14 protein-coding genes, 2 pseudogenes and 2 riboswitches are annotated in these 14,881 nt (G+C 40.8%); of the genes and pseudogenes, 2 read left to right on the forward strand and 14 right to left on the reverse strand.

The window, feature by feature from the left end:
- Positions 1–664, forward strand: a pseudogene (locus HT671_RS07075) (winged helix-turn-helix domain-containing protein); the annotation flags it as partial.
- Between the two features lie 118 nt (positions 665–782).
- On the opposite strand, the gene HT671_RS07080 reads toward HT671_RS07075, so the two are convergent.
- The 5 genes from HT671_RS07080 to HT671_RS07100 form a co-directional block, all read right to left on the reverse strand.
- Entirely contained in the window at positions 783–1,130 is a 348-nt protein-coding gene (locus HT671_RS07080) for a VOC family protein (protein WP_172923102.1), read from the reverse strand.
- Positions 1,131–1,240: 110 nt separating this feature from the next.
- Positions 1,241–3,016 carry a pyruvate oxidase gene (gene spxB / locus HT671_RS07085; RefSeq protein ID WP_023941447.1) on the reverse strand — a complete coding sequence of 592 codons (1,776 nt, stop codon included), beginning with the start codon at positions 3,014–3,016 and terminating at the stop codon, positions 1,241–1,243.
- A 205-nt stretch (positions 3,017–3,221) separates the two neighbouring features.
- Positions 3,222–5,465 (reverse strand): heavy metal translocating P-type ATPase, encoded by a 2,244-nt coding sequence (locus HT671_RS07090; RefSeq protein ID WP_138703461.1) that lies wholly within the window; start codon positions 5,463–5,465, stop codon positions 3,222–3,224.
- A gap of 9 nt (positions 5,466–5,474) precedes the next feature.
- Entirely contained in the window at positions 5,475–5,846 is a 372-nt protein-coding gene (locus HT671_RS07095) for a cupredoxin domain-containing protein (RefSeq protein ID WP_138703460.1), read from the reverse strand.
- A 10-nt stretch (positions 5,847–5,856) separates the two neighbouring features.
- The gene (locus tag HT671_RS07100) at positions 5,857–6,252 is read right to left on the reverse strand and encodes a CopY/TcrY family copper transport repressor (RefSeq protein ID WP_138703462.1); all 396 of its coding nucleotides are present in this window, start codon (positions 6,250–6,252) and stop codon (positions 5,857–5,859) included.
- Positions 6,253–6,435: 183 nt separating this feature from the next.
- A riboswitch (TPP riboswitch) is annotated at positions 6,436–6,534 on the forward strand.
- Positions 6,535–6,617: 83 nt separating this feature from the next.
- Here HT671_RS07100 and thiD point away from each other — a divergent pair.
- A complete protein-coding gene (gene thiD / locus HT671_RS07105) occupies positions 6,618–7,409 on the forward strand; it encodes a bifunctional hydroxymethylpyrimidine kinase/phosphomethylpyrimidine kinase (protein WP_000221735.1) in 792 nt (263 codons plus the stop codon).
- Between the two features lie 208 nt (positions 7,410–7,617).
- On the opposite strand, the gene thiE (HT671_RS07110) is transcribed toward thiD, so the two are convergent.
- The 9 genes and pseudogenes from thiE (HT671_RS07110) to thiM all read right to left on the reverse strand — a co-directional run bounded on the left by thiE (HT671_RS07110) (position 7,618) and on the right by thiM (position 14,751).
- Positions 7,618–8,250: a thiamine phosphate synthase gene (gene thiE / locus HT671_RS07110; protein ID WP_138703459.1), complete on the reverse strand. Its 633-nt coding sequence runs from the start codon at positions 8,248–8,250 to the stop codon at positions 7,618–7,620.
- On the reverse strand, positions 8,243–9,046 hold the full coding sequence (locus tag HT671_RS07115; protein WP_138703458.1) for a hydroxyethylthiazole kinase: 804 nt from the start codon (positions 9,044–9,046) through the stop codon (positions 8,243–8,245). The genes thiE (HT671_RS07110) and HT671_RS07115 overlap by 8 nt, the downstream gene beginning before the upstream one ends.
- Positions 9,046–9,570 carry an energy coupling factor transporter S component ThiW gene (thiW, locus tag HT671_RS07120; RefSeq protein ID WP_001225551.1) on the reverse strand — a complete coding sequence of 175 codons (525 nt, stop codon included), beginning with the start codon at positions 9,568–9,570 and terminating at the stop codon, positions 9,046–9,048. The genes HT671_RS07115 and thiW overlap by 1 nt, the downstream gene beginning before the upstream one ends.
- A gap of 5 nt (positions 9,571–9,575) precedes the next feature.
- Entirely contained in the window at positions 9,576–10,265 is a 690-nt protein-coding gene (gene tenA / locus HT671_RS07125) for a thiaminase II (RefSeq protein ID WP_000397182.1), read from the reverse strand.
- A gap of 10 nt (positions 10,266–10,275) precedes the next feature.
- Positions 10,276–10,926 carry an energy-coupling factor transporter transmembrane component T gene (locus tag HT671_RS07130; RefSeq protein WP_138702933.1) on the reverse strand — a complete coding sequence of 217 codons (651 nt, stop codon included), beginning with the start codon at positions 10,924–10,926 and terminating at the stop codon, positions 10,276–10,278.
- Position 10,927: 1 nt separating this feature from the next.
- Positions 10,928–12,313 (reverse strand): ABC transporter ATP-binding protein, encoded by a 1,386-nt coding sequence (locus HT671_RS07135; RefSeq protein WP_138703457.1) that lies wholly within the window; start codon positions 12,311–12,313, stop codon positions 10,928–10,930.
- A pseudogene (locus HT671_RS07140) lies at positions 12,314–12,873 on the reverse strand (ECF transporter S component).
- A gap of 260 nt (positions 12,874–13,133) precedes the next feature.
- Positions 13,134–13,222: riboswitch (TPP riboswitch) on the reverse strand.
- A gap of 115 nt (positions 13,223–13,337) precedes the next feature.
- The gene (gene thiE, locus HT671_RS07145) at positions 13,338–13,967 is read right to left on the reverse strand and encodes a thiamine phosphate synthase (protein WP_055386815.1); all 630 of its coding nucleotides are present in this window, start codon (positions 13,965–13,967) and stop codon (positions 13,338–13,340) included.
- Position 13,968: 1 nt separating this feature from the next.
- Positions 13,969–14,751, reverse strand: a complete 783-nt coding sequence (gene thiM, locus HT671_RS07150) for a hydroxyethylthiazole kinase (RefSeq protein WP_166735412.1) — start codon at positions 14,749–14,751, stop codon at positions 13,969–13,971.
- Positions 14,752–14,881: the final 130 nt, after the last annotated feature.

A 14,881-nucleotide genomic window follows, 5' to 3' on the forward strand; every position in this document is an offset into this window, starting at 1 on the left:
AGATGTTTTTTGATTTTAGGATAGTATTAGACTGTAATCAAACAACGATTTGGCCAACTGTAAAAAAATATGAGGAGTTCGGACTCGATTCTCTCCTTCAAGAAACACGTGGTGGTCGTAACCATGCATATATAGAGAAAGCCTTTCTTGCCCGTCATTTGAAGGCTGCAGAGGCAGGAGAATTTGTTACAATTGATGCCTTATTTCAGGCTTATACAAAGGAGTTAGGTTCTTCCTACACACGTGATGCCTTTTATCAACTCTTGAAGTGCCATGGTTGGCGAAATATTAGGCCACGTCCAGAACATCCCAAGAAAGCAGACTCTCAAACCATTGTCGCGTCTAAAAATAAAATCTCAATTCAAGAAGACAAGAAAGCGCTTTAAAACCAGTAGGCATTTTCGTAAGGTTCGCTTGATGTACCAAGATGAGGCTGGTTTCGGTAGAATCAGTAAACTGGGATCTTGTTGGGCTCCAATAGGAGTAGGTCCACATGTCCATAGTCACTATATACGAGAATTTCGCTATTGTTATGGAGCTGTTGATGCCCATATTGGAAGATATCATGAATCAACTTCAAGATGTTATACAAGGACTGGAGAAGGAGGTGATAAAGTCCATCGTTAATCGGAGATGGACTAGAATGCTTTTTGAAAGCATATGAGTATTATATGCAATTTCTTTATAATAAAAAGACCGGATTGCTCCGATCTTTTCAATAGTTCGTATTCTCAATTTCTGTTTTAAAAATAGCTAAGGTTAACGTCAAATGACTAAGCACCTTATTTCATACGATAAAAATCAATCACTAGACCAGCAGGACCTTTAACTAATAAGGACTCTGTTCCCCAATCCGTTTCACAAATACCGTGTAAAATCTCGACATCAATCTCTTTTAAACGTTGGTAATTCTGATTTAGATCCTCAACCTCGATATGAAGAATGATTCCTGACTGAAAGTTTTCCAAAGGAACCAAATGATTTTGAGACAACATCAGACAGTGACTGCCAATCGTAAACTGAGCAAAACCATCATCAGCATAATCTGCCTTTTTATCCAATATATGCTCCAAGTCAGTACAAACTTGGGGAACATTTGAAACGATAATATCTAATTGATTTAAATTCATTTACTCTCCTCCATAAAAAGACCGGATTGCTCCGATCTTTTAAAGTTCCGCTCTATGAAAATCAAAGAATAAAGTCTACAAGTTTCATATTTGATTTTCGGCGAGAGGAATTATTTAATTGCGCGTGATTGTAACCCTTCTTCTTCCAAGAAGAGACGGAATGGTACGAGTTCTTCTGCTTCGTATTTTTCCTTGAAGGCTTTGATAGCTTCTTCTGAGTGAAGTTTTGGATCCAATTCAAGTACTTCTACTGGAAGTGGACGGTGTGGAGTGATGCGAGCATCGATTACAATAGTTTTACCTTCTTTGTTGAGTTTAACAGCTTCTGCAACAACTGCATCGATGTCTTCGATACGGTCAACTGTAAATCCTACAGCACCTTGCGCTTCAGCGATTTTCGCATAGTCAGCATTAGAGAAGTCACAACCAAACAAGTGTTTGTTTGTGTCTTCGTATTTGTCCTTGATGAAGGCATATTTACCATTTGAGAAGACAACGTTGATAACTGGAAGGTCGTATTGAACGTTTGTGATAACGTCTGGGTAGCACATGTTGAATGCACCGTCACCCATGATGTTCCATACTTGGCGATCTGGATTGTCTTTCTTAGCAGCGATACCACCAGGAAGGGCAATACCCATTGTCGCAAAGAGTGGAGATGTACGCCACATGTTCTTAGGTGTCATGTGAAGGTGACGAGTAGATGTTTGAGTAGTGTCACCTACGTCGATTGAGTAGATAGCGTCTTGATCAGCATGTTTGTTGATTGCATTGTAAACTTGATACAATTGCAATTCACCCTCAGTTTTACCTTCGAGTTTGTTCATGTAATCACGCCAGTTTTGGTTGTTCTTCACGTTTGCACGCCACCATGGAGTAGATTCAACTGGATTCACTTTGTCAAGGATTGCTTTGGCTGCTTGACCTGCATCACCAAGGATTGAAGCGTCAAGGGCGTGACGTTTACCAAGTTTGTAAGGGTCAATATCAACTTGAATGAATTTTTCAGTGTTCTTGAATGCTTCGTAAACTTCAGCAAATGGGAAGTTTGAACCAAGGAAAAGAACTGTGTCTGCTTCAAAGACCACTTCGTTGGCTGGCTTCCAACCAACACGGTAAGCAGAACCTGTCAAACCTTCATAGTTCCATTCGAAAGCTTCAAAGTTTTTACCAGTTGTGATAATTGGTGCTTTGATTTTACGTGACAATTCAGTGATCACTTCACCAGCTTTAACACCACCGTAACCAGCATAGATAACTGGACGTTCAGCATTGTTCAAGATTTCAACAGCTTTGTCGATTTCAACTTCGTTCAAAGCAGGAGCGATAAATGAACGCTCGTATGAACCTGATCCATAGTATGAGTTTTCGTCGATTTCTTGGAAACCAAAGTTTACTGGGATTTCCACAACAGCTGGACCTTTTTTAGAGACTGCAGCACGGCAAGCTTCGTCGATTACTTTTGGTAATTGCTCAGCGTAAGCTACGCGTTTGTTGTATACAGCGATACCGTTGTACATTGGGTTTTGGTTCAATTCTTGGAAAGCATCCATGTTCAATTCATTAACTGGACGTGATCCAAGGATCGCTAGGAATGGAGTGTTATCCATAGCTGCATCGTAAACACCGTTAATCAAGTGAGTCGCACCTGGACCACCTGAACCAACTGCAACCCCGATTGAGCCACCGAATTTAGCTTGCATAACCGCTGCAAGAGAACCTGTCTCTTCATGGCGAACTTGCAAGAAGCGGATATCTTTGTCTTCAGCCAAAGCGTCCATCAATGAGCTGAGTGTTCCTGATGGGATACCGTAGATTGTATCTACGCCCCATGTTTTCAATACGTTAAGCATTGCTGCAGATGCAGTAATTTTTCCTTGAGTCATAGTGATAACTCTCCTTCAATTTTTTAGACTTGGAGAATACGATTACATAGAATTGGAAACGTTCTCCAAATTTTTACTATTCCACTATATCATATTTATGTTGACTTTTCTAAAAATCTGCTCAAAACTCTCTACTTTCTATTCTAATACAGTTTTGAAAGTGCTGCCATTCCTGTTTTATAACAAAGAAATCTAGTCATTACTTTTAGTCTATTTTACTAAAGTTTAGTAAGAGTGAACTAGTCAGAACAGATACAGAACTAAAGGCCATGGCTAGACCTGCCAATTCTGGAGTGAGCGCCAGTCCAACACCAGAAAAGACTCCTGCTGCAATCGGAATTCCGACGACATTGTAGATAAAGGCCCAGAAAAGATTGAGCAGAATTCGATTAAAGGTTTTCTTACTCATGTCAAAGGCACGCACCACGCCTAGGAGGTTATTGGTTGTCAACACTAAATCTGCTGACTCGATGGCAATATCTGTTCCAGCCCCCATAGCAATTCCCACATCTGCTACACTGAGGGCAGGGGCATCATTGATACCGTCCCCAACAAAGGCTACTTTACCAGCTGATTGTAGTTTATGAATTTCATGGGCTTTTTCTTCTGGCAAGACACCTGCAATGACCTCTTCGATTCCGATCTGATCGGCAATAGCACGCGCCACACCTGCATTATCTCCTGTCAGCATGACTGTTTTAAGGCCACGCTTTTTCAACTGACTGATGGCTAGCTTGGCATTTTCCTTGGGAATATCTTGTAGTGCAAGCAAGCCTTTGATTTCATTGTCAACAGCCAAGAACACAACTGTCTTAGCTTCTTTTTCTAGTTCTTCTAGTTTATCTTGATAAGTGCTAGAAATGTTCATGCCATCCAGCATTTTAGCATTTCCAAGCAAAACTTGTTTTCCATTGATTTGCCCTGAGACACCTTTTCCGTGCAAGGCTTGGAAATTTTCAACAGTGTGAAACTCAAGTCCAGCTTCACTCGCTCGTTTCACAACGGCTTCAGCCAGTGGGTGTTGAGAAGCTTCTTCCAAGGAAGCTGCCAATCCAAGCACTTCTACTTCGTCGCCGATGATATCTGTGACCACAGGTTTCCCTTCCGTCAAAGTCCCGGTCTTATCAAAGACGATAGTTTGAACTTTCTGGATTTCCTGTAGAACCGTTCCATTTTTGAGGAGAACTCCCATCTTGGCACTGCGACCTGTCCCCACCATAAGGGCTGTCGGTGTTGCAAGTCCCAATGCACAAGGGCAGGCAATAATCAGAACTGCTACTCCATAGAGAAGCGAAGACACAAAGCTCGACCCAAGCACAACTACACTATCCCTGAGCAAGACGAACCAAACCCAAAAGGTCACAATCCCTAAAATGACAACTGCTGGGACAAAAATCCCTGAAATTTTATCCGTCAAGTCCTGAATCGGCGCACGACTTGTCTGAGCTTTCTTCACAAAATCCACAATCTGAGCCAAAACAGTCTCTGAACCGACTTTTTCTGCTCTAAAAACAAGTGTTCCACTATTATTGATGGTTGAGCCAATGACAGTATCTCCAACTGTCTTGTCCACAGGCAGACTCTCACCTGTCACCATAGACTCATCAATACTAGAGACACCTTCTACTACGACACCATCAACCGCAATCTTTTCACCGGGACGCACTCGAATCAGGTCACCTACCTTGACTTGCTCCAAGGGAACTTGAACATAGTTATCCTCACGCAAGACTTCTGCAGTTTTAGCCTGCAAGTCAAGTAATTTCTCCACAGCTTGGGAAGTATTTTTCCGCATTTTCTCCTCAAAAACGGCTCCCATAAGAACGAAGAAGAAGATAAATGCAGCACTTTCAAAGTAAACGGGGAGGCCAGCGAAGAGGGCAACTAAGCTATAGAAATAGGCCACTAGGGTTCCCAGCGCAACCAAGGTATCCATGTTGGCATTGTGCTTTTTAAAACTAGCCCAAGCACTTTGGATATAAGGACCACCTGCTACTAGCATAATCGGTGTTGTGGCTAAAAAGGTTCCCCAACGCAGGACTTGGTGACTAATTCCTCCTGTCGACATCCCAATCATGAGAATCACAAGAGGCACAGTAAAGATACTAGTAATCCAAAAACGCTGTAAAAGTGATAGAGATTTTCGAGTCTTCTCAACTACGGTATAACTCCCCTTTTGCATCTTCATGCCACAAGAAAATTCATGTTGGCCTAATTCTTGAGGAGTAAAACGAATTGTCTTCTCTTCGTCTACGCCGATTGGTTCCAAGATGCCTTCTTCCTCAAAAAGAATTTCCTTATAACAGTTTGAAGGAGTCACACGATGAAAGGTAATCTCAGCTGGAATTCCCTTTTGAAGCTGAATATGGGCTGGATGATAGCCTTTGTCTGCCGTGATACGGATTTTTTGAACACCATTTTCAAGACTTGCTTTTACAATTTCTGTCATAGTCTCCACCTACTCTACAATCATCTTGCCGTGCATCATGTTCATACCACAAGCAAAGCCAAACTCTCCAGCCTGCTCAGGCGTGATTTCCACTACATACTCTTCCCCCATTGGCAGGTTCGCATGTACACCAAAATCTGGAAAAACAATTTGATCCAGACAGGGTGAAGGATCCTTGCGGTCAAAGACAATGCGGGCTGGCACTGATTTCTTGAGAATAATCAACTCAGGCGTATAGCCTCCCATGACTTCCACTCGAATCTCTTGGTAGCCCTTTTTTTGCTGGGTCTTTTGTCCAGATTTTTCAGGCTTTTTGAAAAACCAAAACAAGATAAACGCGATAAGGGCAATACAAATAATGGTTACAATACTATTTAACATGACGTCTCCTTTACATACAATTACATTTTACTTCTGTTACAGCGCTTGATTTCTTCTCAGAAATCACAGCTTCCAAGTCTTCCAAGTCAGCCTGAGTAAAATCACATTCAGTAATCAAATCAGCCAACAAGTTCTTAATCCTACGGGAACAAACCTTGTCCTTAATATCTTGGACAAGTAAATCCCGACTTTGGTCCAAAGTTAAAAGGGCTGAATAGACAAAGGACTTGCCTTCTTTTTTCCTCGTCAGACACTCTTTCTCAACCAAACGAGCCAAAAGAGTTTGAACTGTGGACTTGGACCAGTCAAACCGCTCCGCCAGAACCCTAATCAAATCTGAACTGGTCTGCTCCCCCTGCATCCAAATAATCTTCATGACCTGCCATTCTGCATCTGAAATCTGCATCATCACACCTCCAAAATCTACATTTGTCGATTACAATTGTCAGTATACTCTTAAAATCTACAATTGTCAATTATTAAAATGCTTATTACTTCTAAAAATAAATTTTTAACTATTTAGTAAACAATTTTCAGTCAAATATTACTATATAAACAATAAAAATATGCTATACTAAAGAAAAAAGAAAACAACCACTAGGGGTGCGTAAAGCTGAGATTAACGACTGTTAGATCCCTCTGACTCAATCTAGGTAATGCTAGCTGATGGAAGTGGAAATGATAATGGGGACTAGCAGTCTTCTATTGCCTTCCTGAAACAGATTAGCTTGTTCTTAAGAATACAAACTTCAGTTGGTTGGGAGGTTTTAGATGACTTATTTACCCGTTGCTTTGACCATTGCAGGTACTGACCCTAGTGGTGGTGCTGGCATTATGGCTGACTTAAAGTCGTTCCAAGCTAGAGATGTCTATGGAATGGCTGTTGTAACCAGTCTTGTCGCTCAAAATACCAGAGGTGTTCAATTGATCGAGCACGTTTCTCCTCAAATGTTGAAAGCCCAATTGGACAGTGTCTTTTCTGATATTCCACCTCAGGCTGTAAAAACTGGGATGTTGGCAACTACCGAAATCATGGAAATCATCCAGCCCTATCTTAAAAAGCTGGATTGTCCCTATGTTTTAGATCCAGTTATGGTAGCGACTAGCGGAGATGCCTTGATCGACTCAGTTGCTAGAGACTATCTCAAAACAAACCTGCTTCCCCTTGCAACCATTATCACGCCAAATCTTCCTGAGGCAGAAGAGATTGTTGGTTTTTCAATCCATGACCCCGAAGACATGCAGCGTGCTGGTCGCCTGATTTTAAAAGAATTTGGTCCTCAGTCTGTGGTCATCAAAGGTGGCCATCTCGAAGGTGGTGCTAAAGATTTCCTCTTTACCAAGGATGATCAATTTGTCTGGGAAAGCCCACGAATTCAAACCTGTCACACCCATGGTACTGGATGTACATTTGCTGCAGTGATTACGGCTGAACTAGCCAAGGGAAAGAGCCTTTACCAGGCAGTTGATAAGGCCAAGGCCTTTATCACGAAAGCCATCCAAGACGCCCCTCAACTCGGTCATGGTTCTGGCCCAGTCAACCATACAAGTTTTAAAGATTAAGAAAAAAACTCTCTAGTTCCCACTTTAAGGGAATTAGAGAGTTTTTATACTCTTCGAAAATCTCTTCAAACTACGTCAGCTTCCATCTGCAACCTCAAAACACTGTTTTGAGCTGACTTCGTCAGTCTTATCTAAAACCTCAAGGCAGGGCTTTGGGCAAGCTGCGGCTAGCTTTCTAGTTTACTCTTTGATTTTCATTGAGTATTAGTTAGGAAATAATGTCATGCAACTTTGTTAAAAAGGCTTGCGTTTTTGCCTCAATATCTTCTGCCTGCATCAAATCACGCACTACAGCTACACCAGCTATACCCGTGTCCATAAGCTGATCAATATTCTCTGATGTCAAGCCGCCAATAGCAACTACTGGAATGGCGACCGTTTGGCAAATTGTTTTCAAGGTCGATATCAGAGTAATGGGCGCATTTTCCTTGGTGGTGGTTGGGAAAATGGCTCCTGTCCCCAAGTAATCTGCACCTGATTTCTCCGCTTCCAGAGCTCTTTTAACCGTTTTAGCGGTGACACCGAGGATTTTTTCAGGACCCAAGACTTTGCGAGCTACCGAAACTGGTAATTCATCATCTCCGATATGCAGACCTGCTGCATCAACCGCAAGACAAACATCCAACCGATCATCGATTATCAAGGGTACCTGATAAGCATCTGTTATTTCCTTGACTTGTTTTGCCAGTTGATAATATTGATTGGTTGTGAGATTTTTTTCTCGCAATTGGACTATGATAACCCCTGAACGGCAGGCCGTCTCAACTTTTGCAAGAAAGCTTTCCACGGAATCTTGATAACGATTGGTTACCAGATATAGTCTAAGTGCTTCTCTATTCATAAACCTCTCCTTTGATGGTATCTAGCCAATTTTCATCTCTTTTGAGGAGCGAAAGCTGATTGAGTACTTGGTAACGAAATTCTTCCAATCCCAGTCCTTGAACAACTATTTTCTCAGCAGCGATATTGAGATAAGAGACTGCTAAGCAAGAAGCTTCAAAACCAGTCTTTCCTTGGCTGAGAAAAACAGCTGTTAAGGCTCCAACCAAGTCTCCTGTCCCTGTTATCCAGTCTAACTCTACACAGCCATTCTCCAATACAGCAACCTGATTCTTCGAAACGATAAGGTCCTTGGGGCCAGTGACTAAGAATGACATACCAGGATAGGTCTGACACCAGTCTTTCAAGACTTGAAGCAAATCCTCCGTTTCTTGATCTTTAGCACTCGCATCGACCCCAACGCCGTGGTGTTTTAAGCCAACAAGACTTCGAATTTCTGACATGTTTCCTTTAAGGACCGTTGGGCTATAGTCTAAGAGGTCTTTAACTAAGCTCTTACGAATGGAGGAAACCGTTACGCCAACCGCATCTACTACCATTGGAAGAGAAACTTGAGCTGCATACGAGGCTGCCATGCGGATTGCTTTTTCCTTCTCAGCTGACAAATGCCCCAAATTGATGAAGAGAGCCTGACTTTGCTTAGTAAAATCAAGAACCTCACGGGGATCATCTGCCATGACAGGTTTGCATCCCAGAGCCAAAATCCCATTTGCCAGCATCTCACAAGAAATCTCATTGGTAATACAGTGAATAAGAGAACTCGTTCCCAGAGGAAAAGGATTTATCAATTCCTGCATCATTCTATCCTTTCACCAAAGAAATATCCCTGCACTTTTTTAAAGAATTCCTGCTTGATTAAAAATCGAAAAGCAATAAAGGAAATCGCTGTACCAATCAAGGTTGCTCCGAAAAATCGAGGAGTGTAGATAAACCAGCTAAGCTTAGCAGCCGATCCTGTAAAGAGTACCATAACAGGATAGGAAACAATAGAACCAATAATACCTGTTCCCACAATCTCTCCTAGAGCGGAATAATGAAATTTTCGACCATACTTATAAAAGAGACCTGCCAGGAGGGCTCCAAAAGTTGCTCCTGTAAGAGCTAAAGGTGGAATCCCTTGAGTTGTCATACGGATAAAAGCTGTCACTGTAGCCATAGCCAAGGCATAAACAGGTCCCATCATGATTCCTGCTAGAATATTGACTACACTGGACATCGGTGCCATTCCCTCAATCCGAAAGATAGGTGTAAGGACTACATCAAGGGCAATCATCATAGATAAAATGGTTAATTTGTGAACTTGTAATTGGTGCTTTCTCATGTTTATTATTCTCCTTTTTCTAAAGACTGTAAATCGCTCTTCCATGTCTGGTGTTGGTAGGCCATTTCCCAAAACTTGGCTTCCATATGAACACTGATGTGGAAGGCATCTAGCATTTTTTTCCTGTCTGTCTCGTCACTTTCTCGATAGAGTTGATTGACCAGCGCTCCCTCCTCTCTGATCTGCTGCTCTAACTCATCCGTAATATAAGTTTCAATCCATTGTTGGTAGAGAGGATTTGGTGATGGTTTAAGATTAAGTGATTTGCCTATATCATGGTATAACCAAGGACAAGGCAGCAAACTTGCAAAGGCAATGGCTAAGTTCGGCTCTGCAAATTGCCTATAAATATGTGAAATGTAATGATAACAGGTTGGAGCGATTGGATGTTGCTCCATTTCCTGGTCGCTGATTGCCAATTCCTTGAAAAATTGTTGGCGGATGAATAACTCACCCTCCACTAAACCCTGAGCATTTTGTTTCAAGAGCCTTTTCATCTCTTGGTTTGAAGTCTTATCAGCCAAAAGGTGATAGATTTCCGAGAAGGCCTTCAGATAGTAGGCATCCTGAATCAGGTAATAGCGGAAAATGGCAGGTTCTAAATTTCCCTCTTGTAATTGTAAAATAAAGGGATGATGAAAGGAAGCCTGCCAAGCTTCCTTGGATAATTCCATCGCAATATCTGTAAATTCCATAATAACTCCTTTATAAAAATAGACTGGTTTGAAGCAATAAAAAGAAAAGCAGGTAGATTAATTTTGTTTTTTTAGGAATATAAAAAGTCCGATAGTTATTCTCCACCTGTGCATGTTCGTCATATCCATGCGCCGATAGAGCTCTCAGGTAAAGATGGCGCCACCTAAAGACCGTCATCAAAACCTTACTGTAAATCAAGGGCGACCAAAAATGTAGTTCTTGACCGCGTAATAGGCAAGCTTCTTTGAGGGATTTGATTTCTTTCTGGATAAGGGGAAAGGAATTGAATACCACAATCAAGGCATAGGCCCATGACCGTGATAGCCCCTTTTGAGCCAAGTACAAGAGAAGCTCTTTTAGGGAAATAGAAGAAATAAAGACAAGGCCAATACAAACGGTCACAAAGGCCCTCGTTCCAAGCATGACTGCCTGTGAAGCATCTCCGTGTAACTGAACTGCCCAGTAGTTGGCAAAAGATGGTAAAATGGCGAGTAGAATCATCCAAGCCAATACTTTAAATCGACGGTAATAGAGCATAAAGAGAATACAGAATGCGACTACCGAAAGATTCAGAGCAATCGAAGGAATGAAAGATGTTTCCAAGGATAAAATCAGCAAGAAGAGACTGATAATTGGTGTCTGGGTTGCTACTTTGACCATACTATCTCACCTCCCCTTGAGTATTGCTACTCTGAGATGTGAGTGGTTTGGCAATGGTCACTTCTTTCACATGACTGAGACCCTGACTAGTCATCTCAATCCAATAATCAACCACAGAGATCAAAGGATCTAAACGATGGCTAATGATCAAAAAACTTCTTCCTTGATTCCTCTCCTCCACAATCCACTGACAGAAATAATGGCAGGCTCTATCATCCAAACCTGCAAAAGGTTCATCTAGCAAAATCACGGAAGCCTTACTAGTCAAGATGGTCAAGAGCTGAAGAATCTTTTGCTGGCCACCACTTAATTGATAGGGACTCTTATCGAGTGACTGCTCCAAATCAAAATATCGTAAGGCTTGAAGAATACGCTGATTTCTTTCAGAATCAGGTCCATCTAATTGAAGTTCCTCTCGCAGACTGACTCGGATAAACTGCTTCTCAGCTTCCTGAACAATACTCGTCAGTTCACGGTACAAACTCTTTTTCTTTTTCAGGACTGTCCCCTTCCAGGTAATGCGTCCCTTATACTTTTGAAATTGAAGAATAGACCGAAAGAGGGTTGATTTCCCGACACCATTGTCACCCAGGATACAGGAAATTCCTTGGTAAAATCTGAAATCAATAATCGAAAAGAGGGAGCGCTTATCCAGCTCACAAGTCGTTCGATCCATATGGAATAGTTCCGGGCTAGAAGCAACTTCCTTTGAAGTAACCTGTGTCATCTCAGAGGAAGGGATTTGAAACACTTCCCTTAGTTGTCCATCTCTTAGCTCAACCATATGGTCGATATAGGCTTTATAGTCAGATAAATCATGGTCGCACAAAATAACTGTCTTCCCATTAGAGACCAACTCTTTTAGAATCTCCAATATCTCTATCCTACTCTTGCGATCAATGGAAGCGAAGGGCTCATCTAATAGATAGACCCTAGGATTCATGGCAAAGAGGACAGCCAGCGCTGCTTTTTGCTTTTCCCCACCTGATAAGTGATGGATGGGACGGTGCAAGATGTCCTTGCAACGACATTGCTGGACAACCTCTGCTATTTTAGAATCAATTTCCTGAAGGTGATAGCCGATATTCTCCAAGGTGAAAATCAGCTCCTCAAACAAGCTCTCCAGGGTAAATTGATGATTAGGATTTTGAAAGAGAATACCAACCGTTTGGACACGTTCGATGATAGAAAGCTGACTGACTTCGCTCCCATCTATCAGTACTTGACCGCTATAGGGAAGAGAACTAACTTGGGCAATAACTTGAAAGAGGCTCGATTTTCCAGACCCACTGCTCCCAACCAACAAGGTAAAAGCTTGCTCATGAAAAGTAAAATCAATCGGTTCCGAAAAAATTGGGGACTGAATCTCCCGTAATTCCAGACCCATCTATGCTTTTCCTCCAGTTGCAAACTGATAATAGAGTTTGACAATGGCACGAACCAAGATGGTACAGAAGAAATAAACAGAAATAAAACGTACCACAAGCAAGGAAAGGACAAACGGAAGAGAAAAGGCGTAGTAACCTAACTTAATGTATTCATAGACAAAGCTAACAAGCGTAATCCCAATACTATTGCAGTTAGAAAGAGCCAACTTTCATAGCGATTCTTGGTTACGATAAAACCAAGTTCACTTCCCAAACCTTGAACCAAGCCGGACAAAAGAGCGCCTAGACCGAATTGGCTACCATAAAGGACTTCAGCAAGCGCAGCTAGTACTTCTCCAATCGTTGCACTTCCGACTCTCGGAACAAAGATGGCAGCAATGGGCGCAGCCATACACCAGAGACCGAAGAGGATTTCATTGGCAAAGGCCTGCAAACCAAGAGGTGTTAAGAGTAGGCTGAGAATATTATACACATATCCTGAACCAACGAAAACCCCACCAAAAAAGATAGACAAGAAAGCAAGCAAGATAACATCTTTTAACTGCCATTTTTTCAACATAAAAAACTCCTTTTTTAAAGAAAAGTGGGGCACTCAAGAAGACCGACCTAAATACTTTGTATAGCAGATTGAATTTAGAACAGTACACAAGAATGCTAAAATATTTCTAGAAATTAATTTGAATTTTCTAATTGATTTGTTCGCATCTTATTTCAATCTACTATATCATCTTCATCCAGTTTCGTAAAAGAAAAAACTCTAATTACAGATAGGAATTAGAGTTCAGCTTACAAGATTAGACCGTTCTTTTCGACATACGAAAAAAACTTTTCACATTTCCCTTCGCCAGTCTTAACTGTATCAGGTTCAATGGGTATCATCTCAGCCTAAAGCACCCCAAATGTCTTTATTATTTAATTATGTGATTATTATAACACACATTTTATACTAGTTCAAGAAATTGAACTGGAAATACAGCCTTGCACTCTCAAAGACAGCAGATCTTTCTTGGGTTAGATAGATACCTATTGTTCACTCATTTCCCGAACAGTTTTTTCTATATTTTTTGCATACGATATTGCTGAAATGATTGAAACACCATCCATATTAGTCTTCATAATGTCTTTAATATGTTGCGTCTGTATCCCACCAATTGCAACTAAGGGCATTTGTGGCAATAGTTTTCTCATCAATTTAAGACCTTCATAACCTATAGCACCTCCAGCATCATCCTTTGACTGGGTATCAAATACAGGACCAACACCAACATAATCTACATATTCAACTTTTGACTGTTGAAATTCTTTCTCGTTTTTTATAGAAAGACCAATTATTTTATCTGGCATCAATTTTCTAATTTCATCAACTCCAAGGTCATCTTGTCCTACATGTACGCCATCAGCGTCAATTTCCATCGCCAAATCAATATCATCATTAACAATAAACGGAACATTGTATTTTTTACAAAGATCCTGTAGTTTAATTGCTACTTCGACTTTTTCTTTACCTTCTAAGGCTCCCTCACCTTTTTCACGAAATTGAAATAAGGTTATACCACCTTTTAAGGCTTCCTCAACGACTCTATATAGATCTTTTCCTTGGCAAGTAGCCGTTCCACAAATAAAATATAGTTTTAGTAATTCTTTATGAAACATTTTACTTCACTCTTTTGAATTCCTTTACATCTTCATCTGAAATCTCGTATAAGGCATTCATAAATTCAACTTTAAATGTTCCAGGAAGATGTCCATTTGGACGTTTTTCTGCCATTTCTCCAGCGATATTGTAAACCAACATTGCTGTTTCTAATGATTTCAATTCTTGACCTTTTTCTAGTCCGATAAAGCTTGCTACCACTGCCCCTAATAAACATCCTGTCCCAATGACTTTTGGCATCATGGCACTACCATTATGAATCGTTACCACTTCTCCATTAACAGCAATCGCATCAACTTCTCCAGTCACTACTATTGGAATATGAAACTTAGCGTTGGCTGCTAGAGCAATCTCATCAATATTATCCACACCAGCACTATCTACTCCTTTAGATGCCACATTTATACCTACTAAAGAAGCAATCTCTCCAGCATTCCCCCTAATCGCAGCTAGTTTATAATTGTTGATTAGATCATCTGCTACTTTTTTTCTATATTCTCCTGCTCCACAGGCTACAGGATCTAAAACTGCTGGGACATTATATTTCTCTGCAATTTTCAGAGCAGCTTGGTATAATTTCCAATTTTCATCTGTCAATGTTCCTATGTTTATTAATAAACCACCAGCATACTTTAACAAATCCTCTAAATCTGCTGGAAACTCACTCATGGCTGGTGAGGCGCCCAGTGCTACTAATCCATTTGCTGTGAAATTTTTTACTACATCATTGGTTATACAAATGACCAATGGTGCTTTTTCTTTTAATAATTTTAAACTTGTCATATTGAAATCCTTCCTTTTCACTTTATACGATCTACTGATTTCGGTTTATCTCTATCTTTCGTTAAGAAATTTTTCAGTTACATTGAATGATTTATACTCAATGAAAATCAAAGAACAAACTAGGAAGCTA

Source organism: Streptococcus sp. 2741 (assembly GCF_013276315.1).
In the GTDB taxonomy this organism is placed as follows: Bacteria; Bacillota; Bacilli; order Lactobacillales; family Streptococcaceae; genus Streptococcus; species Streptococcus pseudopneumoniae.

Excerpts from the sequence above, each read along its gene's own strand:
- HT671_RS07130 (WP_138702933.1), bottom strand. The coding sequence starts at position 10,926 with ATGGTCAAAGTAGCAACCCAGACACCAATTATCAGTCTCTTCTTGCTG.
- thiE (WP_138703459.1), bottom strand. The coding sequence starts at position 8,250 with ATGAATAGAGAAGCACTTAGACTATATCTGGTAACCAATCGTTATCAA.
- HT671_RS07080 (WP_172923102.1), bottom strand. The coding sequence starts at position 1,130 with ATGAATTTAAATCAATTAGATATTATCGTTTCAAATGTTCCCCAAGTT.
- HT671_RS07090 (WP_138703461.1), bottom strand. The coding sequence starts at position 5,465 with ATGACAGAAATTGTAAAAGCAAGTCTTGAAAATGGTGTTCAAAAAATC.
- thiE (WP_055386815.1), bottom strand. The coding sequence starts at position 13,967 with ATGTTTCATAAAGAATTACTAAAACTATATTTTATTTGTGGAACGGCT.
- thiM (WP_166735412.1), bottom strand. The coding sequence starts at position 14,751 with ATGACAAGTTTAAAATTATTAAAAGAAAAAGCACCATTGGTCATTTGT.
- thiD (WP_000221735.1), top strand. The coding sequence starts at position 6,618 with ATGACTTATTTACCCGTTGCTTTGACCATTGCAGGTACTGACCCTAGT.
- HT671_RS07095 (WP_138703460.1), bottom strand. The coding sequence starts at position 5,846 with ATGTTAAATAGTATTGTAACCATTATTTGTATTGCCCTTATCGCGTTT.
- tenA (WP_000397182.1), bottom strand. The coding sequence starts at position 10,265 with ATGGAATTTACAGATATTGCGATGGAATTATCCAAGGAAGCTTGGCAG.
- HT671_RS07135 (WP_138703457.1), bottom strand. The coding sequence starts at position 12,313 with ATGGGTCTGGAATTACGGGAGATTCAGTCCCCAATTTTTTCGGAACCG.
- HT671_RS07115 (WP_138703458.1), bottom strand. The coding sequence starts at position 9,046 with ATGCAGGAATTGATAAATCCTTTTCCTCTGGGAACGAGTTCTCTTATT.
- thiW (WP_001225551.1), bottom strand. The coding sequence starts at position 9,570 with ATGAGAAAGCACCAATTACAAGTTCACAAATTAACCATTTTATCTATG.
- spxB (WP_023941447.1), bottom strand. The coding sequence starts at position 3,016 with ATGACTCAAGGAAAAATTACTGCATCTGCAGCAATGCTTAACGTATTG.
- HT671_RS07100 (WP_138703462.1), bottom strand. The coding sequence starts at position 6,252 with ATGCAGATTTCAGATGCAGAATGGCAGGTCATGAAGATTATTTGGATG.